The sequence below is a fragment of the Sphaerisporangium fuscum genome (assembly GCF_018531465.1).
GTDB classification, from domain to species: Bacteria; Actinomycetota; Actinomycetes; order Streptosporangiales; family Streptosporangiaceae; genus Sphaerisporangium; species Sphaerisporangium fuscum.
Window position 1 is genome coordinate 207947 of sequence record NZ_JAHDTF010000006.1, and the last position, 21939, is coordinate 229885.

Genomic DNA, 21939 nt, shown 5'->3' on the forward strand with positions numbered 1-21939 from the left:
CGGCCTCCGCGGCCGCCGTGACGCCGTCCTGTGGTCGCATCTGTTCCCCTCCGGTTTCGCGGCGGAGGCCGGGCGGGCCTCCTCTCATGCGGAAAACCATTCCTCCGGCCGCTGGTCGGGCGATGGCCGGGCGATGGAGGGGCCCTGGTGCGGGCGGCGGCACCGGCGTCACGGGGCGGGAACGGGGGCCACCGGCCCGGCCAGCTTTATGCGGCTTTTATACGGAAATAACACCTTTTAACGCATCAAAACGGGCAGGGTGGCTGCGTCCGCCGCACCGCCCGTCCGAGGGCCTCCCCATTCGGAAATCCTGCGGGATGTAAAGAAGATAGTGCGAGACCAGGACTTTTTCGGAGATTTTGTCCTGAGGAGCCATTTTTCCGGAAGTTCCGATAAGCGGGTTCATCTAAATTCGAGAGGTCCACCAGGTCCCAGGTGGGGCGACGTCGCCGATCAACTTCGGAGATCAGCATGGAATTCCGGGTTCTGGGCTCGCTGCAAGTCGTCGACGGCGTCACCGACCTGACGCCCAGCGCCGCCAAGGTGCGCGCCCTGCTGGCGATGCTCGTCCTGCGGCACAACCAGATCGTCTCGACGCGCGAGCTGATCGACGAACTGTGGGGCGAACGCCCCCCGGCCACCGCGCTGCCCACCCTGCACACCTACGTCTACAAACTGCGCAAGATGCTGGGCGCCGGCGGCCCCGCCTCGGTGGACACCAAGCCGTACGGCTACCTGCTCGCCACCGCGCCCGAGACCATCGACGTCTACCGCTTCGACCGGCTGGTCGCCGAGGGCTGGAGCGCCCTGGAGCGCGAGGAGCCCGCGCACGCCGCCGAGACCCTCACCCACGCCCTCGCGCTGTGGCGGGGACCGGCCCTGGCCAACCTCACCGCCGGCGAACTGCTGTCGGCGCAGATCACCCGCCTGGAGGAGAGCCGGCTGCGCGCCCTGCAACTGCGCCTGGAGGCCGACCTGCGGCTCGGCAGGCACCGCGAGCTGATCAGCGAGCTGAAGGAGCTCATCGCCACCTACCCCCTCAACGAGGACTTCTACGCCAAGCTCATGACCGCCCTCTACCAGGTGGGGCGGCGAGGCGAGGCGCTGGAGGTGTACCACAACCTGCGGCAGGTCCTGGTCGGCCAGCTCGGCCTGGAGCCCTCCCCCGCGCTCAGCCGCCTGCAGCAGCGGCTGCTGTCGGGCGACCCGGCCCTGGAACAGCCCGACCTGGAGCCCGTCCCCGAACCCCGCCCCGCCCCGCAGGCGCCCGCCGTCGCCGTCAAGCCCGCGCAACTGCCCCCCGACATCGCCGACTTCGTCGGGCGGGACGAGGCCGTCGAGCGGATCGCCACCGTCCTCTCCCGGCCCGCCGAGTCCGGCACCGCCGTGCGCGTGGTCTGCCTCACCGGCATGCCGGGCGTGGGGCAGACGGCGCTGGCCGTCCACGCCGCCCACCGCTGCCGCGCGGGATACCCCTCCGGCCAGTTCTACGCCCACCTCGGCGGCGCCGCCGCCCCGGCCGACCCCGGCGAGGTGCTGGCCGGATTCCTGCGGTCGGCGGGCGTCCCGGCCGCCGACATCCCGCCCGACCGGGACGAGCGCAGCAAGCTGTTCCGCACCTGGTGCAGCGACCGGCAGGTGCTCATCGTGCTCGACGACGCCGGCGGTGCCGCCCAGATCACCCCGCTGCTGCCGGGATCACCCGGATGCGCGGTGATCGTGACCAGCCGGTTCGGGCTGCACGGGTTCGCCGGCGCCCACATGGTGGCGCTGGAGCCGCTGAACGAACAGGAGAGCCTGGAACTGCTGGCGCGGATCGTCGGCCCGGCCCGCCTGGAGGCCGAGCGCGACGCGGCCGAGCGGATCGTCCGGCTGTGCGGGCGGCTGCCCCTGGCGCTGCGGTGCGCCGGCTCCCGACTGGCTGCCGGCCAGGGGCTGAGCCTGGCGAAGTACGCCGAGCGGCTGGAGGACCCGCGTACCCGCCTGGCCGACCTGCAGGTGCCCGACCTTGACGTCCGCGCCGCCTTCCGCGGCACCTACGACCGGCTCGGCGAGCCCGAACGCGGGCTGTTCCGGCTGCTCGGCCTGCTGCAGACCCCCGAGGTCACCGTCCGGCAGGCCGAGGCGCTGCTCGGCTGCGGCCCCGACCACGCCGAACGGCTGCTCGCCCGCCTCGCCGACGCCTCCCTGCTCACCGCCGGCCCCGGGCCGGTCGGCGAGGTGCGGTACACCATCCACGAGCTGGTCCGCCTGTACGCCAGGGAGTGCCTGACCACGGAGCTGGGCGCCCACGGCGAGGCCGTGCCGGGAGCGGGGACCGCGCAGGCCGGTGGCGAGCGGGTGGCGCGCGCGGCCGAGGTGCCGTCGTACACCCCGCCCGCCCCCGAGTGCGTGAACGGCGGCCCGGCCCGGGTGCTCGGGCCCTGACCCCTCCCCCCGGCACCATCCTCCGACCAGCCGCCCGGCTATCCGGCCACTAGCCCCGCATCAGCACGAAACCAGACGTCCCAGACAGCATTGCTGACTATGGACGAAAGGAGACGTGTGGTGCATCGGACGCTAATCGTGGCGCGGATGGAACCCTCCGAGACGGAAGCGGTGGCCAAGATCTTCGCGGACTCCGACGCGAGCGATCTGCCCCATCTCATCGGGGTGTCCAGGCGGACGCTGTTCCGCTTCCACGACCTCTACTTCCACCTGGTCGAGGCCGACAAGGACATCACGCCCAACCTCTACAAGGCCCGCAGCCACCCCCTCTACGGCGAGATCAACCAGCGGCTCAGCGAGCACATCCGGCCCTACGACCCCAACTGGCGCGAACCCAAGGACGCCATGGCAGAGCCCTTCTACACCTGGGAGGCGGACGACCGTGACTGAGATCCGCCTCACCAAGGTCTCCGCGGGCGAGGTCGCCCCCAACCGCCGCCGCGGCGGGGACATCCGCGTCCTGCTCAGCCCCAAGACCGCCGGCTCCACCTCCGGCTTCATGGGCGTCGCCTACCTGCAGCCCGGCGAACACTTCGTCGAGCACTACCACCCCTACTCCGAGGAGTTCATGTACCTCGTCCGGGGAACCGTCGTCGCCCGCATCGAGGGACGGCAGGAGATCGTCCTCAACCCCGGTGACGCCCTCATGGTGCCCAAAGAGGTCAGGCACCGGGTCGACAACACCGGCACCGAAGAGGCGTGCATGGTCTTCCACGCCAGCCCCCTCGCCCCACGGCCCGAACTCGGCCACGTCGACACCGAGCAGCAGCCCGCGGCACGAGAACCCGCGGCGGGGAGCCCCCGGTGAACGCTGCCGTCACCCGCCCGGCGCCCCGGCGGCGCACCCGGGCCCGCCCCGGCACGTCCCGGCCGCCGCGCACCCGCGGTGACCGCCGCGTCGTCATCACCGGCATCGGCGTCACCGCCCCCGGCGGCATCGGGACCGGCCCCTTCTGGGACCTGCTCACCGCCGGGCGCACCGCCACACGGGCCATCACGCTGTTCGACGCCACCGGGTTCCGGTCCCGGATCGCCGCCGAATGCGACTTCGACCCCGCGGCGCACGGGCTGTCGCCACAGGAGATCCGCCGCATGGACCGCGCCGCGCAACTCGGCGTGGTGAGCGCCCGCGAGGCCCTCACCGACAGCGGCCTGACCGACGTGCCGCCCGAACACCTCGGCGTCAGCATCGGCAGCGCCGTCGGCTGCACCATGGGCCTGGAGGAGGAGTACGTCGTCCTCAGCGACGGCGGCCGGCACTGGCTCGTCGACCCCGCCTACGGGGTCCCGCAGCTGTACGGGTACATGGTGCCCAGCACCATCGCCACCGAGATCGCCTGGGCCGCCGGCGCCGAGGGCCCGGTCGCGCTCATCTCCACCGGCTGCACCGCCGGGCTCGACTCCGTCGGCCACGGATACCAGCTGGTGAAAGAGGGCAGCGCCGAGGCCGTCGTCGCCGGCGCCACCGACGCGCCCATCTCACCGATCACCGTCGGCTGCTTCGACGCGATCAAGGCCACCTCGCCCAGCAACGACGACCCCGAGCACGCCTCGCGCCCCTTCGACCTCGACCGCAACGGCTTCGTCCTCGGCGAGGGCGCCGCGGTGCTCGTCCTGGAGGAACGCCAGGCCGCGCTGCGCCGGGGCGCCAAGGTGTACGCCGAGATCGTCGGATTCGCCAGCCGCAGCAACGCCTACCACATGACCGGCCTCAAACCCGACGGCCGCGAGATGGCCGAGGCGATCCGCGCCGCCATGCGCCAGGCCCGGCTGCATCCGGACGACGTCGACTACATCAACGCCCACGGCTCGGGCACCCGCCAGAACGACCGCCACGAGACCGCGGCGTTCAAGGACGCCCTCGGCGAACGGGCCTACCAGGTGCCCGTCAGCTCGATCAAATCCATGATCGGGCACTCGCTCGGCGCCATCGGATCCATCGAAGTGGCCGCCTGCGCGCTCGCCATCGAGCACGACGTGGTCCCCCCGACCGCCAACCTGCACACCGCCGACCCCGAATGCGACCTCGACTACGTGCCGCGCACCGCGCGGGAACAGAAGGTCGACGTCGTCCTCAGCGTCGGCAGCGGATTCGGCGGATTCCAGACGGCCATGCTGCTCGCCCGCGAACACGGCGGGCGGGAAGGCGACAGCCATGACTGACCGCACACACGACGGGCGCCCGGTGGTCACCGGCATCGGCGTCGCCGCGCCCAACGGCCTGGGCACCCAGGCCTACTGGTCGGCCACCCTGGACGGCAAGAGCGGCATCGGCGCCATCACCCGGTTCGAACCCGAACGCTACCCGGTGCGCGTCGCCGGCGCGGTGTCGGAGTTCGACGACACCGAGCACGTGCCGAGCCGTCTGTCGGTCCAGACCGACCACTGGACCCACCTCGGCCTCACCGCCGCCGAGATGGCCCTGCGCGACGCCGGGGTCGACCCCGGCGAGCTGCCCGAATACGAGATGGCGGTCGTCACCGCCAGCTCCTCCGGAGGCACCGAGTTCGGCCAGCGGGAGATCGAGAAACTGTGGAGCCAGGGACCGGGATACGTCGGCGTCTACCAGTCCATCGCCTGGTTCTACGCCGCCACCACCGGCCAGATCTCCATCAGGCACGGCATGCGCGGCCCCTGCGGGGTGCTGTGCACCGAGCAGGCCGGCGGCCTGGACGTCGCCGCGCAGGCCCGCCGGCTGCTGCGCCAGAGCGCCCGCGTGGTGGTCACCGGCGGCACCGACGCCTCCCTGTGCCCCTACGGCCTGGTCGCGCAGATCTCCACCGGCCTGCTCAGCACCTGCGACGACCCCGAACGCGCCTACCTGCCCTTCGACGCCGACGCCTGCGGCTACGTCCCCGGCGAGGGCGGCGCCATGCTGATCGTGGAGGACCGGGCCCGGGCGCTCGGCCGCGGCGCCCGGCCGTACGGGGCCATCGCCGGGTACGGCGCCACCTTCGACCCGCGCCCCGCACCCGGCCGGCCGGCCAGGTCGAACCTGCGCCGCGCGATCACCCTGGCCCTGCAGGAGGCCGAGGTGGAGCCCGGCGAGGTCGACGTCGTCTTCGCCGACGCGCTCGGCGTGCCCGAACGCGACCTGGCCGAGGCGCAGGCCATCTCCTCGGTGTTCGGCCCGCACGGCGTCGCCGTCACCGCGCCCAAGACCATGACCGGCCGCCTCTACGCCGGCGGGGCCGCGCTGGACCTGGCGACCGCGCTGCTGGCCATCCGCGACGGCGTCATCCCGCCCACCGTGGGCACCCGCGCCGCCGCCCCGGCCTACGAACTGGACCTCGTGCGCGCCACGCCCAGAGACGGCCCCGTGCGCAACGCACTGGTGCTGGCCCGCGGGCACGGCGGCTTCAACGCCGCCCTGGTCGTCACGGCCGCCTGAAACCCGACCTCGCGAACGGAGAACGACATGACCACATTCACCCTCGACGACATGAGACAGATCATGAGCGGCTGCGCGGGCGTGCCGGACAGCGTCGACCTCGCCGACGACATCGGGGAGGTGCCGTTCGTCGACCTGGGCTACGACTCCCTGGCAGTGCTGGAGATGGCCGCGCGCATCCAGCAGCGCCTCGGCATCCGCATCCCCGACGACGCCGTCGAGGAGATGAAGACCCCGCAGGCGGCCGTCGACTACGTCAACCGCCGGCTCGCGGCCTGAAACCGAAAGGAACGACATGGCCGGACACACCGACAACGAGATCATCATCGCCGCGCCGATGGACCTGGTGTGGACCATGACCAACGACCTGGAATCCTGGCCCGCCCTGTTCAGCGAGTACGCCGCCACCGAGATCCTCGAACAGCGCGGGCCCACCATCCGGTTCCGGCTCACCATGCACCCCGACGCCGACGGCAACCAGTGGAGCTGGGTCTCCGAACGCACCCCCGACCCGGTCACCCGCACGGTGCGCGCCCACCGGGTCGAACCCGGCTGGTTCAAGTACATGAACCTGTTCTGGGAGTACACCGAGGTCCCCGACGCGGTGCGCATGCGCTGGGTGCAGGACTTCGAGATGAAGCCCGACGCGCCGCTCAGCGACAAGCAGATGACCAAGCGGCTCAACGACAACACCGTCGTCCAGATGAACCGTATCCGCCGGCTGGTCGAGGAGGCCGCCGAGCAGGCCCCCGCCCGGATGTGACCCCTCCGGGCCACCCATCCGTCCGGGGCCGGCCTCGTCCGGATCCCGGCCGCCCGGGCCGGAGGTCAGGCCGCCCGGACCCCTCTCTCCCCGGCACACCGCCCCACGCGGGCAACAGGTTCGACGACAAGAAGAGAGTGGGCATGAACGACAAGGACAGCGTGTACCGCGTCATGGTGAGGATGCGGATCCACCCGGGCATGGAGCGGGACTTCGAGAAGACCTGGCGCGAGATCGCCGCCACCATCGCCCGCCACCCGGCCAACGTCGGCCAGTCGCTGGCCAAGAGCCCGGACGAGGACGGGGTCTACTACATCGTCAGCGAATGGGAGAACGAGGAGAAGTTCCGCCAGTTCGAGCACAGCCCCGAGCACGCCGCCAACCGCATGCGGCTGGACCCCTTCCGCGACTCCGCCGGCACCTCCATGATCCCCATGCTCGTGGCCTCACGCCTCGGGTCGCAGCCCAGCCCCGGGCGGGTCCGCGTCGCCCTCTACCTCAACGAGCCGGAGTCGGACAAGGGCTCGGTCGAGAGCGCCTACCACCAGATCAGCACGACGCTCGCCGGACGGCCCGGCCTGCGCGGCAACGAACTGCTGCGCTCGCTGCGCGACCCGCGGCGGTTCGCGGTGCTCAGCGAGTGGGACGACGTGCCCACCTACCGCGAGTGGGAGCGCAGCCCCGAGCACCTGCCGACCACCTCGCCGCTGGCCCGGTACCACGACAAGGGTCTGGGGATCTTCGGATCCTACGAGGTGGTGGCCGCTTACTGATCCTTCTGGACGCCTCCCCGGACGGGCCGCCGCCGTCCGGGGAGGGCACTCCCCCGCCCCGGCGGGCCATCTGACGACCATGGAGGCACCACATGCCATACGCGATGATCACCTTCCGGGTGAAACCCGGGCACGAGGACGAGCTGGCCGAGATCTTCGGCGGCGCGCCGCCCCTGGAGTCACCCGTCGTCACCGACGAGAACGGCGAGGAGACCGCCCGTCTCCTCGGGACCGGCGTGTTCGTCAAGGACGACGTCCTGGTCCGGCTGATCCACTATGAGGGCGACTTCGCCGGGATCGCCCGCCACCTGGCCGGCCAGCACCACGTCCACGTCATCGAGGACCGCATCGTGCCCTTCCTCGCCGACCGGCGGGACACCGCCACGGCCGACGGCTTCGCGGCGTTCTTCCGTAACTCGATGATGCGGTGCGTCACGCAGTCCTCCAGCGAGACGCACTCCGGCGCGCGGTGACCGATGTGGGCCGCGAGGCGGCCGGCCTGTTCGCGCAGGCCGGCCGTCTGGTGGAGGCCCTGGCCGCCCGATCGGGGCTGGAGGCGCCCGCCTTCCGCTGCCTGACGGTGCTGTACCGCAAGGGCCCGCTGCCCGTCCGCCGCCTGGCGGTGCTCGCCGGGCTCGATGAGCGTCAGGCCGCCGAGGCCGTCGAGGCGCTCGAACGCGAGGGCTACGCCGCCCGCCGCCGCGAGGGGGACGACGAGCCGGTGTTCGCGGAGTACGGCCACCTGTCCGGGCCGCCGGTCGCGCCTCCGCCCGGCCGCGGGCGCGTGCTGGTGTACGCCAACCGCGCCGCCTGCCGCGCCCGCCTGGAGCCGGCCCTGAAGGAACTCCGCGACAGCTGGCACCCCCTGACCGCCGGCCGGTGCGACGACCTCGGCGTTGTCGCGGGTCTTCTGGGGGACGGGCGGAGGCTCACCGATCTCATGATCGTTATACGTCCCCGGCCCGACGCCTTTACTTTGTAGATCAACAGAGGAGGGGGCGCGGCCGGGGCGCCCCCTCCGGACTCAGCAGGAACGGATCGGCGACAATCTCTTGGTTGCGGAATAGAGACCCGCGGCTCCAGGATTGCCGTCCGGATAGGTCCAGGTCGCCCACGCGTACGTCATGTACTTGTAGCAGATCTTCTCCGGCTGGGGGTGTATCCATTTCTGGACGTAGCCGGACCGCGAGACGGCGACGGTCCCCCAGGAGGTGGATTTGCTGTCCGCCACGTACCACCCGGACTTGAACTGGTAGAGCTTCACGCCGACCCGGACGTTGCGCACCCGGCCCTTGCAGCTCGCGGAGTTGGTGGCCACCACGCTGTAGCCGCTTTCCACGCGCGGGGTGAAGGGCACGACCGAGCAGCCCGCCCTCGCCGCCGCGGCGGACGCGGTCGTGGCGGACGCCGGCGGGACGGCGAAGGTGGTCGCGGCCGCGGCGGCCGCCGCGGCCGCCGCCACCATGAGCATCCGTCGCGGCGAACGCGCTGTCCTTTTCATTACTGGCCTCCTTTTGAGCATGCGTGACTTACCTCTGCGTCCTGACCGGGATTCTCATCCTTTCGGAAATATCGGCCGCCGGAATTCACCGGCGAAACGCAGCCTGCCAGAAACCGCGTGCGCCGGTAAAACCTTTTCGCCTGTACGCAAACGCCCCGGTGAAAGAACGGTGCCCGGGCGCCGATCGGCGCCCGGGCCCGTCCGGGCCTAAGATCGCCCCGTGGACGCACCCGCCGTACAGAGCAGCGAACCCGGCTCCGCACCGGACGTCATGCCGGGCGCAGGGAGCACAGGGAGCGCGGGGATCGGCGCCGTCGCGCCGGCGGGCGACCCGTACCGGGTCTACCTCGACGCGCTGACCAGCGCCGAGTCGCGGCGCACGATGCGCGGCTGCCTCGACCGGATCGCGCGGATCATCTCCGGCGACGAGGAGGCGACCGGCTCCGGGCAGCCCTGGCACCTGCTGCGTTACGAGCACACCGTGCGCATCCGCACGATCCTCACCGAGCAGGGCTGGTCACCGGCCTACGTCAACAAGCACCTGGTCGCGCTGCGGCGGGTCATGCGCGAGGCCTGGCGGCTCGGCCAGATGGACGCCGACGACTACCAGCGGGCCGCCGACCTGCCCACCCTGCGGCACACCCGGCTGCCCGCCGGGCAGCACGTCCCGCCGGAGGTGGTGGGGGCGGCGCTCGCCGCCTGCGACGATGACGACTCCCCCGCCGGGGTGCGCGACGGCGCGCTGCTGGCCGTGCTGTACTCCACCGGGTGCCGGCGCGCCGAGGTGGCGGCGCTGTCGCTGGCCGACTACGACGTCGCCGCCCGCTCGCTGCGGGTGCGCGGCAAGCGCGACAAGGAACGCCTGGTCTATCTGACGGCGGAGGCGGTGGCCCGCACCGAGGCGTGGCTCGCCGTACGGGGGCGGGCGCCCGGCGCGCTGTTCTCCCCCATCAACAAGGCGGGGCGGCTGCGCGCCCCCTCCGGCAGGCCGGCGCCGATGACGGGCCAGGCGATCGCCGACATCGTCACCAGGCGGCTGGCCGCCGCGGGCGCCTCCAGGAGGACCCCGCACGACTTCCGGCGCACCTTCATCGGCGAGCTGCTGGACGCCGGCGTCGACCTGGCCACCACCCAGGCCCTGGTCGGGCACGCCTCCCCCGTCACCACCGCCCGCTACGACCGCCGCCCGGAGAACCGGCGCAGGGAGGCCGTCGACCGCCTCCAGATGCCCGCCGCCCGCCCGCTGCGGCCCGGCGCCTCCTAGCTGAGGTGCGGGCAGGAAGGCTGTCATGAGCCCCAAAGGGCGTCGATCTCGCTGTGACGACATGGCCACCAGTCGTCGCCAGGAACTGGAGTTGAACGTCTTGTGCCTGCGCATTCTCAGGCAGACGCACGCTTCAATCGTCGTGGCCGTACGGCGCGCCAGAGGCGTGCGGCGACCACCGTGAGGCCCGCGGCGGCGGCCGTCAGCAGCCAGGCCATGAACGTCGGGTAGAGGTAGACCAACTGGACCCAGCTGATATCGCGGCCGCGCGCCAGTAGGCGGTGGATAGGGGCGATCGTCGCGCACAACGCGAGCGGGACCAGATACGGCGCCAGCCGCCACAGCTGCCATCCCGAGCGGCGTGCGGCCCATTGCCGGGCACGTGCCGTGCCCCGGACCGCGAGCCCGATGGTCACCAAGGTCAGTAGTGCGAAGAGCGCGTCGGTGAGGAGCGACGGCCGCCCGGAGGGCGCCTGCGGGGTGCCGCCCTCGATGATGGCGACGATGCCTCTCATGAGGGTGTGCGCGTCGGCGAAGGCCAGGCCGGTGTTGGCCATGACGGCGACGCCGTAGCCGGAGGCCGGCATCAGCAGTTGGTGGGCGGTGGAGGTGAACAGGTCTCCGCCGTGCTCGAGTACGGGGGTGCCGCGTTCGGTCTTTCCGATCTCCCAACCGAGGGCGTACTCATCGTTCGGCTTCGATGGGGTGCGCATCTCCCGGACGGCCCGCGGGGACAGGAGACCCCGGAGACCGGTGTTCTGCGCGATCAGCCATCTGGCCATGTCGTTGGCGGTGCTGAGGACCCCGCCCGAACCGTTTCCGAAGCCCGTGGGCTCGGGCACGGCGATGGCCTGGCCGAGTACGTACAGGTGGCCGCGGGCGCTGCCGGGCAGGTCGCGGTCGGTGTCGATCGTCGTGCTGTCGCGCATACCGAGGGGCTGGAACACGTGCGCGTCGAGGTAGGCCGCGAACGGCCGGCCGCTGACTACTTCGACGAGCCGGGCGGCGACCTGGTAGTTGGTGTTGTGGTAGTTGAAGGCGGTCCCGGGATCCGCGGCGAGCCCGGCCGTCCTGAGCCGGGCCACGGCGCCCTGAAGCGTTCGAGGCTGAGTCGAGCTCTTCTCGTGGAAGGCCGAGTCGGCCATGCCGGAGGTCTGGTCGAGCAGCTGCCGTATGGTGATCTTCGCGGCTCGGGGGTCGGCCATCTTGAACTCGGGCAGGTAGCGGCGCACCGGCTGGTCGAGGGCGACCTTGCCCTTATCGGCCAGCTGCAGGACGGCCAAGGCGGTGAAGGACTTGCTGACCGAGGCCACCGCCAAGGGGGTGTCGGCTGTGACCGGCTCGCCGGTGGCGGTCCTGCCGTATCCGCGGGTGTGGATGACCCTGTCCTGTTTCGTGATCGCCACCGTGACGCCGGGCAGCCCCGTGGCCGCGCGGTACCGCTCGACGTAGGCGTCGACCGACGCGGGGACCGACGCGGGGACCGACGCGGGGATGCTGGGGACCAGGGCGAGAAAGATTGCGGTAAGGACGGTTTTGAGCACCCGCCGAAGCTACTGAGGCCCTCTTCCACGCACCATTGCGGGAATCCTCCGCGTTCTTTACGGGAAACCGCTATGAACGCAGGGGTGGTGCGCTGCCTAGACTGCAGGCCGTGTCAGGACGTCGTGGTGTGCGCACCTTGGTGGGAATGTCGGCGGGCGCCGTCCTTGGCATGGTCGAGCTGGTCTTCCTCTGTGTGGCCGGGCCGCTCCGCCTGGTCCCGGCGATGCGCCCCACCTGCGATCGGATCGCGGAGCGGCTGCTGTCATTCGAACGAGCACGGCTCGCCACGTGGCTGGGGCATCGGACGGCTCCTGCCGGTGGCGGATACGGCTTTCTCGTCGTGCGCGCCACAGTGGGATCGGTGGTCGGGTACGGCGTGGCCGCCGGACTGTTCTTCAGCGGCCTGCTCTTGTTCGGAGGATCATGGGACCTGCTCACCGGCGAAAGCGAGTCGGTGCCGATTCGCCTTCCCGGTGTGAAGGTGATCAGCAACATCGGCGTCGTAGGGGTGCTGACAGGGGGATTCCTGCTCGTACTGACCCAGGCCGGAGCGCTCGCCGCCGGTGCCGCGGAGCGCTTGCTCGCCGACCGGTTTTTCGGGCCGACCCCCCAGGAGCGGATGCGCCGGCGCATCGCGGAACTGACCGCCACCAGGTCCGACATCGTCCGCGCCGTGGACGACGAGCGGCGCAGGATCGAGCGCGACCTGCACGACGGTGTCCAGCAGCGGGGAATCGCGCTGGCCATGCTGCTCGGCCGCGCCCAGCACACCGCCGACCCGGCCAAGTCCGGCGAACTGGTCGCCCAGGCCTACAGCGAGTCACGGCGGCTCCTGGACGAGTTGCGCAGCGTGGCCTGGCGGATCTACCCGACGGCACTCGACGAACTCGGACTGCGTACCGCGCTCGCGGGCATCGCCGAGCGGTCCAGTGTGCCGGTGGCCGTGAACTACGGGCTGGTCGAACGACCCGTCTCCGAGATCGAGACCGCCCTGTACTTCATCGTCCGCGAGGCGATCAACAACGTGATCAAGCATGCGGGCGCACGTGACATCCTGGTCGACGTGGACGAGGACGAGCAGACCATCAGCGTGACCGTCTGCGACGACGGCGCGGGAGGCGCCGCTCCCTCCGGCGGTGGGCTGTCCGGGCTCGCCAGGCGCGTCCGGGCACTGGACGGGGTTTTCACCGTCCACAGCCCGCCAGGCGGGCCCACCAGGATCACGGCCACACTGCCCAAGGAGGTCCCGTGCGCTTGATCCTGGCCGACGATTCGGTACTTCTCCGCGAGGGCCTGACGCGGCTGCTGTCCGACGCCGGGCATGTGATCGTGGCCGCCGTCGGTGACGGGCAGGCGCTACTCCAAGCAGTCGCCGGACATCCACCCGACGTCGCGGTGATCGATGTACGCATGCCGCCGACGCACACCGACGAAGGGCTTCGCGCGGCTCTGGAGATCCGCGAACGCCACCCCGGCGTCGGCGTGCTCGTACTGTCGCAGTACGTGGAGAAGACCTACGCCGCCAGGCTCCTCGCAGGTGACGCCGAGGGCCTGGGATACCTGCTCAAAGACCGCGTCTCGGAGGTGGCCGACTTCCTCGACGCGTTGGAGCGAATACGCGCGGGCGGCACGGCCTTCGACCCCGAAGTGGTCCGCCAGCTGCTCAGTCGCACCACCCATGTCGACCCGCTGAGCAGATTGAGCTCGCGCGAGAGAGAGGTGCTGCGGCACCTCGCCCAGGGCTACGTCAACACGGCGATCGCCGGACGCCTGCACGTGTCGCTGAGCACCGTCGAAAAGCACATTCATTCGCTCATGGAAAAGCTGGAGCTGCCGCGCGACCCCGGCTACAGCCGCCGCGTGCTGGCCATCCTGCGTTACCTCGGCGATTGAGAACCGAGAACTACGAGCGAACAGACTCTACCGGGTGGTTTCGCTCGTGAACGGCAACACCCTGGGGACGATCGGGTCTGGAACGCCGGCGAGAAGGAGCAGCACCCGGAGGCTCGACTACTCACCTGAACGCGATTACTCGAGGAAGTCTTCCATTGATCTTTTGGACCCTTCCGAGGAGGAACCGGCTCCTCGGAAGCGTCGCACGAGGAGAGATCGTCACAGCTCACAACCAGGCGAGAGGCCCACTTGGGAATCTTGTCGAAGCCGGCCCCGTTCAGGTCGATCGTCCGAGCGAGGACAGCTTCTCCACGCATTCCGGCGGCTCACGAGGCGCCAGCCGGAGAAGCCGCTCGCTTGGGGCTCATGACACTTTCACCGGCACTAGCTCTCCCCTTTCCGGGGCACCGGGACGGCGCCCACGCGGACCGCCTCGAGGTATTCGGCGATGGCGTCGCGGTTGCGGGTCAGGAAGGCGATGCGCTCGGTCATGCGGTCGCGCTCGCGCTCCAGCGTGGCGATCATCTCGGGTGTGGCGTCGGGGAAGTGGATGGCGCGCGGCTTGTCGAGACAGGGCAGGATCTGCTTGATGATCCTCGTCGGCAGCCCGGCGTCGAGCAGGCCCCTGATCTGCATGACCCGGTCCACGAACCGCGGATCATAGTCGCGGTACCCGTTGGCGCACCGGTCGGAGACGATCAGCCCCTGCTCCTCGTAGTAGCGCAGCAGGCGGCGGGAGGTGTTCGTCAGTTCCGACAGCTCCCCGATGCGCATGTGCTCCACCTCACACTTCGCCGCGTTTGACCTTCACATTTATGTGAGGGTTTGAGCATACGCACATGTCGATCAGCACGCATCCCCCTGCCTCTGTTCCCGTCCGTCAGGGACTTCCCATGGCGGCGCTGCTCGCCCTGGCGACGGCCGTCTTCGTCACCAGCCTCACCGAGACCCTGCCCGCGGGGCTGCTGCCCGCGATGAGCGCCGACCTGCGCGTCGGCGAGTCCGCGATGGGCCAGTCGGTGACGATCTACGCGATCGGGACCGCGCTCACCGCGATCCCCCTGTCCGCGGCCACCGCCGGGTGGCGGCGCAAGCGCCTGCTGCTCACGGCGATGGCGGGATTCGCGGTGGCCAACACGGTCACGGCGGTCTCGGCGAGCTACCCCCTGATCATGGGGGCCCGGTTCGTGGCCGGCGTGGCCGCGGGGCTGGCGTGGGCGCTGCTGGCGGGGTACGCCCGCCGCCTGGCGCCGGAGCACCTGCAGGGCAGGGCCATCGCGATCGCGATGGCCGGCATCCCGGTCGCCCTGTCGCTGGGCGTCCCGGCCGGGACGTTCGCCGGGCAGGCGCTCGGCTGGCGCAGCGCGTTCCTCAGCATGACCGCGATCACGGTCGTCCTGCTCGTGTGGATCGTCGTGGCGGTCCCCGACCACCCCGGGCAGCGGGGCGGCGGGCGCGCCCCCATGCTGCACGCGCTCAGGGTCCCCGGCGTGACGCCGGTCCTGTTCGTCACCCTGGTCTACGTCCTGGCGCACACCGTGCTGTACGCCTACATCGCCACGATCCTCGGCCGGTTCGGCCTGGGCCGCTCCACCGACCTGGTGCTGCTGGTCTTCGGCGCGGCCTCCCTGGTGAGCATCTGGATCGTGGGCGCGCGGATCAACCGCCGGCTGCGGATCCTCACCATCGCCGGTGTCGCCCTGGTCGCGGTGGCGGCGGCCGCCCTGACGCTGCCGGCGGGCACCCCGGCCCTGGTGTACGGCGCGGTCACGCTGTGGGGCCTCGGGTGGGGCGGCGCCCCCACCCTCCTGCAGACCGCCGCCGGCGAGGCGGGAGGCGAGGCGGCCGACGCCGCGCAGGCCATGCTCGTGACCTTGTGGAACGTGGCGATGGCGGGCGGCGGGATCTTGGGCGGTGTGCTGCTGGACCGCCTCGGCCCGGCCTCCCTCCCCTGGGGCGCCCTGGTGCTCCTCGCGCCGGTGATCGTCGTGGTGATCGCCGCGCGCCGCCACGGATTCCCCGCCCGGCGCGCGGACTCGACCGCCTGAACACCGGCCACGGCCCCGCCGCGTTGCATGTTCATGCATTGCAGTGCATACTTCTACTCATGTCCAAGGTGCTCACCTCCCTGCCCGTCGGCGAACGCGTCGGTATCGCCTTCTCCGGCGGCCTCGATACCTCGGTAGCGGTCGCGTGGATGCGCGAGAAGGGTGCGGTCCCCTGCACCTATACCGCCGAGATCGGCCAGTACGACGAGCCCGACATCGCGTCGGTGCCCGGGCGCGCCACCGCGTACGGCGCGGAGGTCGCGCGGCTGGTCGACTGCCGCGCGGCCCTGGTGGAGGAGGGGCTCGCGGCCCTGGCCTGCGGGGCGTTCCACATCCGCACCGGCGGCCGCACCTACTTCAACACCACCCCGCTCGGGCGGGCCGTCACCGGCACCCTGCTGGTGCGCGCCATGCTCGAGGACGGCGTGCAGATCTGGGGGGACGGCTCCACCTTCAAGGGCAACGACATCGAGCGGTTCTACCGTTACGGCCTGCTCGCCAACCCCTCCCTGCGGATCTACAAGCCGTGGCTGGACGCCGACTTCGTCAGCGAGCTCGGCGGCCGCAAGGAGATGTCGGAGTGGCTGCTCGCCCACGGCCTGCCCTACCGGGACAGCACCGAGAAGGCCTACTCCACCGACGCCAACATCTGGGGCGCCACCCACGAGGCCAAGTCGCTGGAGCACCTCGACACGGGCATCGAGATCGTCGAGCCGATCATGGGGGTGCGGTTCTGGGACCCCACGGTCGAGATCCCCGCCGAGGACGTCACGATCGGCTTCGAGCAGGGACGACCGGTGACGATCAACGGCAAGGAGTTCCCCTCCGCCGTCGACCTGGTGCTGGAGGCCAACGCCATCGGCGGCCGGCACGGCCTGGGCATGTCCGACCAGATCGAGAACCGCATCATCGAGGCCAAGAGCCGGGGCATCTACGAGGCCCCGGGCATGGCACTGCTGCACGCGGCCTACGAGCGGCTGGTCAACGCCATCCACAACGAGGACACCCTCGCCAGCTACCACACCGAGGGACGGCGCCTCGGCCGGCTGCTGTACGAAGGCCGCTGGCTGGACCCGCAGGCGCTGATGCTGCGCGAGTCGCTGCAGCGCTGGGTCGGCACGGCGGTCACCGGCGAAGTGACGCTGCGGCTGCGGCGCGGCGAGGACTACTCCATCCTCGACACCTCCGGCCCGGCGTTCAGCTACCACCCCGACAAGCTGTCGATGGAGCGCACCGAGGACTCCGCGTTCGGGCCGGTCGACCGCATCGGCCAGCTCACCATGCGCAACCTCGACATCGCCGACTCGCGCTCCAAGCTCGAGCAGTACGCCAGGCTCGGCATGGTCGGCGGCCCGCGCCCGCCGCTGGTCGGCGCCGCGCAGGCGGCCTCCACCGGCCTGATCGGCGCGATGCCCGAGGGCGGGGCCGAGGCGATCGCCTCCCGCGGGGAGGTCCCCGCCGACGAGGAGCTGCTCGACCAGGCCGCCATGGAGTTCGGCACCGACTGACCCGCCACCGGCTCGCCGCCCGGGACGCCGTGCCCGGGCGGCGAGCCGTCAGGCGGTGACGGCGGCGCCGCGGCGGGCGTGCCAGTCGGCGGCGGTCAGGCGGTAGAGGACGTGCGGGCGCAGCGGGCTCCCCGGAGGCGGCTTCGGGTGCTCGAAGTCGTCGGCGGGGTCGTAGGTCATGCCCAGGCGCCGCATCACGGCCTGGGAGCGCACGTTGCTCCTGGCCGTCATGGACACGATGTCGGTGAGGCCCGCCGGCCCGAAGCCGTGGTCGAGGGCCGCGGTCGCCGCCTCGGTGGCGTACCCGTGCCCCCAGGCGTCCCGGCGCAGCCGCCACCCCACCTCCACGGCCGGGGTGAAGTGCGCCTCGAAGGTCTGCCAGACGATGCCGGTGAAGCCCACGAACCGGCCGGTCTCCTTCACCTCCACCGCCCACAGCCCGTACCCGTGCTCCTCGATGCCGGCCATGATGCGGCCGACCATCGCGTCGCTCTCCTCCCGCGTCAGGGTGGAGGGGAAGTGCTCCATGACCTCGGGGTCGGCGTTCATCTCGGCGAAGGGCTCTTTGTCGTCCTCGCGCCAGCGGCGAAGGATCAGTCGCTCTGTCTGCAGCATAAAGACCCATTTTTCCCTATCACGCCCGCCCGCCGCCGAGCGGCGACGGGCGGGCCTGGGATGACGACCCCCGGGAGTGCCTTAGAGTGGAGGGGCCGATGTGGTTTGTGTCCCCCGGGCCGCAATTACCGCCTTCACGGAATACCGTTCGGCTGGAGCCGTGTTGTGCATCTCGCCGAGGAGGCGACCGCCACATCGGCCTAAACGTCCGCGCCCCGCGAGTCCACCTCGCGGGGCGCTTTCGTTGTACGACGATGTAACAGTTTGTGCGCGGGCGTAACACAAGGTTGCCTGTCGGGCCCGTATGGTTGACATTGTCGTCCGTCACATCGGGAGAGTCCGTGCTGTATCGCATCACGAAGATCGTCAGCAGCCCGTTCCTGCGGCTGCTGTGGCGCCCTCAGGTGACGGGCGCGTCCAACGTCCCGGCGGCGGGCGCGGGCATCCTCGCCTCCAACCACCTGTCCGTCCTCGACTCGGTCTTCCTGCCGCTGATGCTCCCCAGGCACGTCACCTTCGTCGCCAAGGCCGAGTACTTCACCGGCAACCGGCTGATGGCCATGTTCATGCGCGGCACCGGGCAGATGGCGATCGACCGCGAGAGCGCCGCCGCCGCGCAGACGATGCTCGACGGGGCCGTGCAGGTGCTGAAGAACGGCGAACTGTTCGGCATCTACCCCGAGGGCACCCGCTCCCCCGACGGCCGGCTGTACCGCGGCAAGATCGGCGTCGCCTGGCTCGCGCTGACGACGGGCGCGCCGGTGATCCCGGTCGCGATGGTCAACACCGACCGCGTGCTGCCGCCCGGCGCCTCGGTGCCGAGGATCGCCAAGATCGGCGTGCGCATCGGCGAGCCGATGACCTTCACCGGCGACCCCGCCAAGGCCAAGGACCGCCGGGCGGTCACCGACGAGGTGATGAAGGCCATACAGCGGCTCTCGGGCCAGGAGTACGTCCCGGCGTACGCCACGAGCGTCAAGGAACGCGGCCAGAAGGCCGCCTGACCCCAGGTCCCGGACACCGCCAAGGGCAGGTCCGGAGTCCCGCAAAGCGGCCACCTCCGCCGCGGGCCGCGCTAGGCTCGTGGCCGAGCGACGTCGAGACACCGGGGGTAACGCGTGCCGCGCGGCCGTATCATCGCGATCACGTCCGTCGCCACCGTGCTGGCGGTGGGGGCCGCCGCCGGGGGCGCCTACTACGTCCTGCACACCAGGGGCAGCGCGCGGGAGACCGCCGGCCACTTCGCCGAGGCCTGGGCGCGCGGCGACCGCGCCGCCATGCGGGCCGACCTCGCCGCCCCGGCGGCCGGGTTCGACGCAGCCTACGCCGAGCTCGCCAAGAACCTCAGCGTCCAGAAGACCAGCGTGAAGCTCGGCGAGGTCACCGACGCCGGGAACGAGCGCGCCAAGGCGTCCTACACCGCCACGCTGTCGCTGGCCGACCTCGGCGCCTGGACCTACACCGGGTCGTTCGACCTGGTGGTCAAGGACCGCCACTGGAAGGTCGCCTGGACCCCGCAGGCCGTCCACCCCGCGCTGGACGGCTCCACGCACCTGGCGCTGAAGAGCACCTGGCCGCAGCGGGCCGCGATCGAGGACGCCGGCGGGTCCCGCGTCGACCAGGGCGACGTGGGCGGCTCGGTCCAGCAGCTGGTCGGCTACCTCGACAAGGCGAGCGCCAAGGACGCCGCCAGGCTGGGCGCGCCCTACAAGACGGGCGACGTGATCGGCAAGGCCGGGCTGCAGCAGACGTTCCAGAAGCAGCTGGCCGGCGTCCCGACCACCGAGATCGTGGTCACCGACGGCGCCAAGAAGGCCGTCAGGACGCTCAAGAGCATCGAGGGCTTTCCCGGCACCCCCGTGCGCATCAGCCTCGACCCGCGGGCCCAGAAGGCCGCCGTCGAAGGCGTGCGCAAGCTCGACAAGCCGGCCTCGCTGGTCGCGATCCGGCCCTCCACCGGCGAGATCCTCGCAGTGGTCAACAACCGCGGCGGGTTCAACCGGGCACTGGAGGGCGGCTACCCTCCGGGGTCGACGTTCAAGGTGATCACCGCGGCCGGGCTGCTCGCCGAGGGGCTCACCCCCGAGCAGAAGGTCACCTGCCCCAAGAGCGCCAACGTCGGGGGGCTGCCGATCCGCAACTCCGACCACGAGGCGTTCGGGTCGCTGACGTTCCTCGACTCCTTCGCCCACTCCTGCAACACGACCTTCGCCCCCCTGGCCGCCCAGCACCTCAGCGCCGCCAAGCTGTACGACATCGCCACCAAGATGGGCTTCAACCAGCCGCTCAACATCGGCGTGCCGGTGCCCAGGGGCAGCATGCCGAAGGCCACCAGCGACGCCGAGCTCGCGGCCGAGTCCTTCGGCCAGGCCCGCATCACCGCCAGCCCCCTGGTGATGGCGAGTGTCGCGGCCGCGGTGGCCGACGGCACCTGGCGCCCGCCGACCCTGGTCACCTCGATCAAGCAGAAGGCCCAGCCCCAGCAGCTGCCCGGGACGGTCGCGCAGGGCCTGCGCACGATGATGGCGGCCGTGGTGACCAAGGGCACGGCCAAGAGGGCCGGGCTGCCCAAGGGCACCGCCGGCAAGACGGGCACCGCGCAGTTCGGCACCGGCCCCAAGCTCGACACGCACGCCTGGTTCATCGGGTTCCGCGGCGACGTGGCCTTCGCCGTGGTGGTCGAGGCGGGTGGCGCGGGCGGCGAGGTGGCCGCCCCGGCCGCGGCCCGTTTCCTGCGCGGCGTCGGCTAGCCGACGCCGCGACGGCGGCGGGAGCGTACGGGGGATCCGGGGGACGCACGTCGCCGGCCGGCGGCTCACATGGGCAGGGCCGCCGCGTCGTTGCGGAAGACCATGATCAGCAGGGTCGTGATGAGAGTGGCGATCAGCAGCCAGCTCACCAGGATGATGACCGTGGACCTGCTGGGACGGCGCCGCAGGCGGCCCGCGCGGGCGGCACGCCTGCGCCGGCCGGTCTCCTTGCGCTGCAGACGCTCGTTGAACGACTCGAGCCGGGCGGCGAGTCGCGGATCCTCGTCGGCGAGGTAACTCTCGATCTGCGCAAGCATTCGCTCCTCGTCCTGCGACCAGGCCATGCCCAACCTCCCGGCAGCGCAAGCGGTGTGACGACGATCCTCCCCCAACTCGAAGATCTTTAGCCGTTTCCTGGGCCGGTTTTTGCCGTCGGTTTCAAGACGGTGCGCACGAGCCGGTCAAGGTCCCGCAAAACGTCCGGGATCGTGAGAGTTTCCCCAGGTCGGAGCGGTATGGCCCAAGCGGGCCTTTCCTCCTGCCCTGTCGGCCCCCACCCGGGTCCGTGCGATCAGCCCCGAAGGTGTCGTTCCGTGGCGCCCGGCGGCCGACCGGGGAGCCGGCAGGCCCGAGCCGGTCAGGAACGAAGAAGCGCCGGTCCCGGAGCCCTTCGTAGGGTGATCTCATTCGCACGACCCCTTACGCGATCCTCAAGCCCGCCGGCGCCCTGCCGTGGGGTGGAGAACCCGCGAACTCCCCAGCCCGGCAAGAAAGGTAGTCACACGACATGAACCGACACGTCAGCGAGAACGTCCTCGTCGTCGAGCCCGTCGAGCCCGTCGAGCCCGTCGAGCAGCGGCCCAGGGCGCGCCGGACGAGGTTCAGGCTCAACGGCGCGCTTTGGTCACTTCAAGCGCTGTTCGGCTTCTTCTTCGCCGGCAGCGGCTTCGGCAAAGTGCTGCTGTACGACGATGCTCTGTACGCGGCGGCACCCCGGGCCGTGGCCTGGTACGCCGCGGTGCCGCAACCCCTGATCGTCTTCATCGGGGTCTGTGAGGTGCTCGGCGGCGTCGGCGTGATCCTGCCGGCGATGACGGGCGTCAGGCCGAAGCTGACGCCGCTCGCCGCCGCCGGCCTGACGCTGACGATGATCCTCGCGGCCGGTTTCCACATCATGCGCGGCGAATACGAACTGGTGCCCGCGAATCTCCTGCTGGGAGGCCTCGGGGCGTTCATCGCCGTCGGGCGGGGGAGGCTGAGGCCCGTCGCACCCGCGACCCTCACCACCTCCCGCGTACTCAAGTCGCTCGCGGTCCTCGGCGCACTGGTCCTGCTGGTGTTCGCTCCGACCTGGTACACGATGACCAACGTCCAGTTCTGATCGGCTGAGCGCCGGCCGAT

At 71.1% G+C, this 21939-nt stretch carries 23 protein-coding genes; 18 read left to right on the top strand and 5 right to left on the bottom strand.

Annotation, left to right across the window (positions count from 1 at the left end):
* Positions 1 to 471: 471 nt before the first annotated feature.
* From KIK05_RS09990 to KIK05_RS10035, 10 genes are all read left to right on the top strand, one after another.
* Positions 472 to 2427: an AfsR/SARP family transcriptional regulator gene (locus KIK05_RS09990; protein WP_214410317.1), complete on the top strand. Its 1956-nt coding sequence runs from the start codon at positions 472 to 474 to the stop codon at positions 2425 to 2427.
* 120 nt (positions 2428 to 2547) lie between these two features.
* Positions 2548 to 2877: a TcmI family type II polyketide cyclase gene (locus KIK05_RS09995; protein WP_214410318.1), complete on the top strand. Its 330-nt coding sequence runs from the start codon at positions 2548 to 2550 to the stop codon at positions 2875 to 2877.
* Complete coding sequence (locus KIK05_RS10000; RefSeq protein ID WP_214410319.1) at positions 2870 to 3295, top strand: cupin domain-containing protein; 426 nt, start codon at positions 2870 to 2872, stop codon at positions 3293 to 3295. The genes KIK05_RS09995 and KIK05_RS10000 overlap by 8 nt, the downstream gene beginning before the upstream one ends.
* Positions 3292 to 4650, top strand: a complete 1359-nt coding sequence (locus KIK05_RS10005; protein ID WP_214410320.1) for a beta-ketoacyl-[acyl-carrier-protein] synthase family protein — start codon at positions 3292 to 3294, stop codon at positions 4648 to 4650. The genes KIK05_RS10000 and KIK05_RS10005 overlap by 4 nt, the downstream gene beginning before the upstream one ends.
* Complete coding sequence (locus tag KIK05_RS10010) at positions 4643 to 5878, top strand: ketosynthase chain-length factor (protein WP_214410321.1); 1236 nt, start codon at positions 4643 to 4645, stop codon at positions 5876 to 5878. Before KIK05_RS10005 ends, KIK05_RS10010 begins: the two co-directional genes overlap by 8 nt.
* 27 nt (positions 5879 to 5905) lie before the next feature.
* Entirely contained in the window at positions 5906 to 6157 is a 252-nt protein-coding gene (locus tag KIK05_RS10015) for an acyl carrier protein (protein ID WP_214410322.1), read from the top strand.
* Between the two features lie 16 nt (positions 6158 to 6173).
* Positions 6174 to 6641, top strand: coding sequence for an SRPBCC family protein (locus KIK05_RS10020; RefSeq protein ID WP_214410323.1), 468 nt, complete (start codon positions 6174 to 6176; stop codon positions 6639 to 6641).
* Between the two features lie 143 nt (positions 6642 to 6784).
* Entirely contained in the window at positions 6785 to 7414 is a 630-nt protein-coding gene (locus tag KIK05_RS10025; RefSeq protein ID WP_214410324.1) for an antibiotic biosynthesis monooxygenase family protein, read from the top strand.
* A gap of 92 nt (positions 7415 to 7506) precedes the next feature.
* Positions 7507 to 7887: a SchA/CurD-like domain-containing protein gene (locus tag KIK05_RS10030; protein WP_214410325.1), complete on the top strand. Its 381-nt coding sequence runs from the start codon at positions 7507 to 7509 to the stop codon at positions 7885 to 7887.
* A complete protein-coding gene (locus KIK05_RS10035) occupies positions 7884 to 8396 on the top strand; it encodes a winged helix DNA-binding protein (protein ID WP_214410326.1) in 513 nt (170 codons plus the stop codon). Before KIK05_RS10030 ends, KIK05_RS10035 begins: the two co-directional genes overlap by 4 nt.
* Positions 8397 to 8438: 42 nt before the next feature.
* On the opposite strand, the gene KIK05_RS10040 is transcribed toward KIK05_RS10035, so the two are convergent.
* Positions 8439 to 8915, bottom strand: a complete 477-nt coding sequence (locus tag KIK05_RS10040) for a hypothetical protein (RefSeq protein ID WP_214410327.1) — start codon at positions 8913 to 8915, stop codon at positions 8439 to 8441.
* Between the two features lie 220 nt (positions 8916 to 9135).
* Between KIK05_RS10040 and KIK05_RS10045 the strand changes: the two genes are divergently transcribed.
* Positions 9136 to 10179, top strand: coding sequence for a tyrosine-type recombinase/integrase (locus KIK05_RS10045; protein WP_308249843.1), 1044 nt, complete (start codon positions 9136 to 9138; stop codon positions 10177 to 10179).
* A 116-nt stretch (positions 10180 to 10295) separates the two neighbouring features.
* Here the strand turns inward: KIK05_RS10045 and KIK05_RS10050 are convergent, their stop codons facing one another.
* Complete coding sequence (locus KIK05_RS10050) at positions 10296 to 11723, bottom strand: serine hydrolase domain-containing protein (protein ID WP_214410328.1); 1428 nt, start codon at positions 11721 to 11723, stop codon at positions 10296 to 10298.
* Positions 11724 to 11833: 110 nt separating this feature from the next.
* Between KIK05_RS10050 and KIK05_RS10055 the strand changes: the two genes are divergently transcribed.
* Both KIK05_RS10055 and KIK05_RS10060 read left to right on the top strand, forming a co-directional pair.
* The gene (locus KIK05_RS10055) at positions 11834 to 12982 is read left to right on the top strand and encodes a sensor histidine kinase (RefSeq protein WP_308249844.1); all 1149 of its coding nucleotides are present in this window, start codon (positions 11834 to 11836) and stop codon (positions 12980 to 12982) included.
* Entirely contained in the window at positions 12973 to 13617 is a 645-nt protein-coding gene (locus tag KIK05_RS10060) for a response regulator (RefSeq protein WP_214410329.1), read from the top strand. The genes KIK05_RS10055 and KIK05_RS10060 overlap by 10 nt, the downstream gene beginning before the upstream one ends.
* A 384-nt stretch (positions 13618 to 14001) precedes the next feature.
* On the opposite strand, the gene KIK05_RS10065 is transcribed toward KIK05_RS10060, so the two are convergent.
* Positions 14002 to 14391 (bottom strand): MerR family transcriptional regulator, encoded by a 390-nt coding sequence (locus KIK05_RS10065; RefSeq protein ID WP_214410330.1) that lies wholly within the window; start codon positions 14389 to 14391, stop codon positions 14002 to 14004.
* A 65-nt stretch (positions 14392 to 14456) separates the two neighbouring features.
* Here KIK05_RS10065 and KIK05_RS10070 point away from each other — a divergent pair, with 65 nt between their 5' ends.
* Positions 14457 to 15665, top strand: coding sequence for an MFS transporter (locus KIK05_RS10070; protein ID WP_214410331.1), 1209 nt, complete (start codon positions 14457 to 14459; stop codon positions 15663 to 15665).
* Positions 15666 to 15724: 59 nt separating this feature from the next.
* Positions 15725 to 17173: an argininosuccinate synthase gene (argG, locus tag KIK05_RS10075; RefSeq protein ID WP_214410332.1), complete on the top strand. Its 1449-nt coding sequence runs from the start codon at positions 15725 to 15727 to the stop codon at positions 17171 to 17173.
* 48 nt (positions 17174 to 17221) lie between these two features.
* On the opposite strand, the gene KIK05_RS10080 is transcribed toward argG, so the two are convergent.
* Positions 17222 to 17788, bottom strand: coding sequence for a GNAT family N-acetyltransferase (locus tag KIK05_RS10080; RefSeq protein ID WP_214410333.1), 567 nt, complete (start codon positions 17786 to 17788; stop codon positions 17222 to 17224).
* Between the two features lie 341 nt (positions 17789 to 18129).
* Here KIK05_RS10080 and KIK05_RS10085 point away from each other — a divergent pair, with 341 nt between their 5' ends.
* Both KIK05_RS10085 and KIK05_RS10090 read left to right on the top strand, forming a co-directional pair.
* Positions 18130 to 18792, top strand: a complete 663-nt coding sequence (locus KIK05_RS10085; protein WP_214410334.1) for a lysophospholipid acyltransferase family protein — start codon at positions 18130 to 18132, stop codon at positions 18790 to 18792.
* 114 nt (positions 18793 to 18906) lie between these two features.
* Positions 18907 to 20538, top strand: a complete 1632-nt coding sequence (locus tag KIK05_RS10090; RefSeq protein WP_214410335.1) for a penicillin-binding transpeptidase domain-containing protein — start codon at positions 18907 to 18909, stop codon at positions 20536 to 20538.
* A gap of 65 nt (positions 20539 to 20603) precedes the next feature.
* On the opposite strand, the gene KIK05_RS10095 is transcribed toward KIK05_RS10090, so the two are convergent.
* Complete coding sequence (locus KIK05_RS10095; RefSeq protein ID WP_214410336.1) at positions 20604 to 20882, bottom strand: DUF3040 domain-containing protein; 279 nt, start codon at positions 20880 to 20882, stop codon at positions 20604 to 20606.
* A gap of 443 nt (positions 20883 to 21325) precedes the next feature.
* On the opposite strand from KIK05_RS10095, the gene KIK05_RS10100 reads away from it, so the two are divergent.
* Positions 21326 to 21919 (top strand): DoxX family protein, encoded by a 594-nt coding sequence (locus KIK05_RS10100; protein ID WP_214410337.1) that lies wholly within the window; start codon positions 21326 to 21328, stop codon positions 21917 to 21919.
* Positions 21920 to 21939 lie beyond the last annotated feature (20 nt).

Bases quoted from the DNA above. Each gene is read 5' to 3' on its own strand.
- KIK05_RS10015 (WP_214410322.1), top strand. From the start codon at position 5,906: ATGACCACATTCACCCTCGACGACATGAGACAGATCATGAGCGGCTGC.
- KIK05_RS10080 (WP_214410333.1), bottom strand. From the start codon at position 17,788: ATGCTGCAGACAGAGCGACTGATCCTTCGCCGCTGGCGCGAGGACGAC.
- KIK05_RS10030 (WP_214410325.1), top strand. From the start codon at position 7,507: ATGCCATACGCGATGATCACCTTCCGGGTGAAACCCGGGCACGAGGAC.
- KIK05_RS10010 (WP_214410321.1), top strand. From the start codon at position 4,643: ATGACTGACCGCACACACGACGGGCGCCCGGTGGTCACCGGCATCGGC.
- argG (WP_214410332.1), top strand. From the start codon at position 15,725: ATGTCCAAGGTGCTCACCTCCCTGCCCGTCGGCGAACGCGTCGGTATC.
- KIK05_RS10100 (WP_214410337.1), top strand. From the start codon at position 21,326: ATGAACCGACACGTCAGCGAGAACGTCCTCGTCGTCGAGCCCGTCGAG.
- KIK05_RS10040 (WP_214410327.1), bottom strand. From the start codon at position 8,915: ATGAAAAGGACAGCGCGTTCGCCGCGACGGATGCTCATGGTGGCGGCG.
- KIK05_RS10025 (WP_214410324.1), top strand. From the start codon at position 6,785: ATGAACGACAAGGACAGCGTGTACCGCGTCATGGTGAGGATGCGGATC.
- KIK05_RS10065 (WP_214410330.1), bottom strand. From the start codon at position 14,391: ATGCGCATCGGGGAGCTGTCGGAACTGACGAACACCTCCCGCCGCCTG.
- KIK05_RS09990 (WP_214410317.1), top strand. From the start codon at position 472: ATGGAATTCCGGGTTCTGGGCTCGCTGCAAGTCGTCGACGGCGTCACC.
- KIK05_RS10070 (WP_214410331.1), top strand. From the start codon at position 14,457: ATGTCGATCAGCACGCATCCCCCTGCCTCTGTTCCCGTCCGTCAGGGA.
- KIK05_RS10020 (WP_214410323.1), top strand. From the start codon at position 6,174: ATGGCCGGACACACCGACAACGAGATCATCATCGCCGCGCCGATGGAC.
- KIK05_RS10095 (WP_214410336.1), bottom strand. From the start codon at position 20,882: ATGGCCTGGTCGCAGGACGAGGAGCGAATGCTTGCGCAGATCGAGAGT.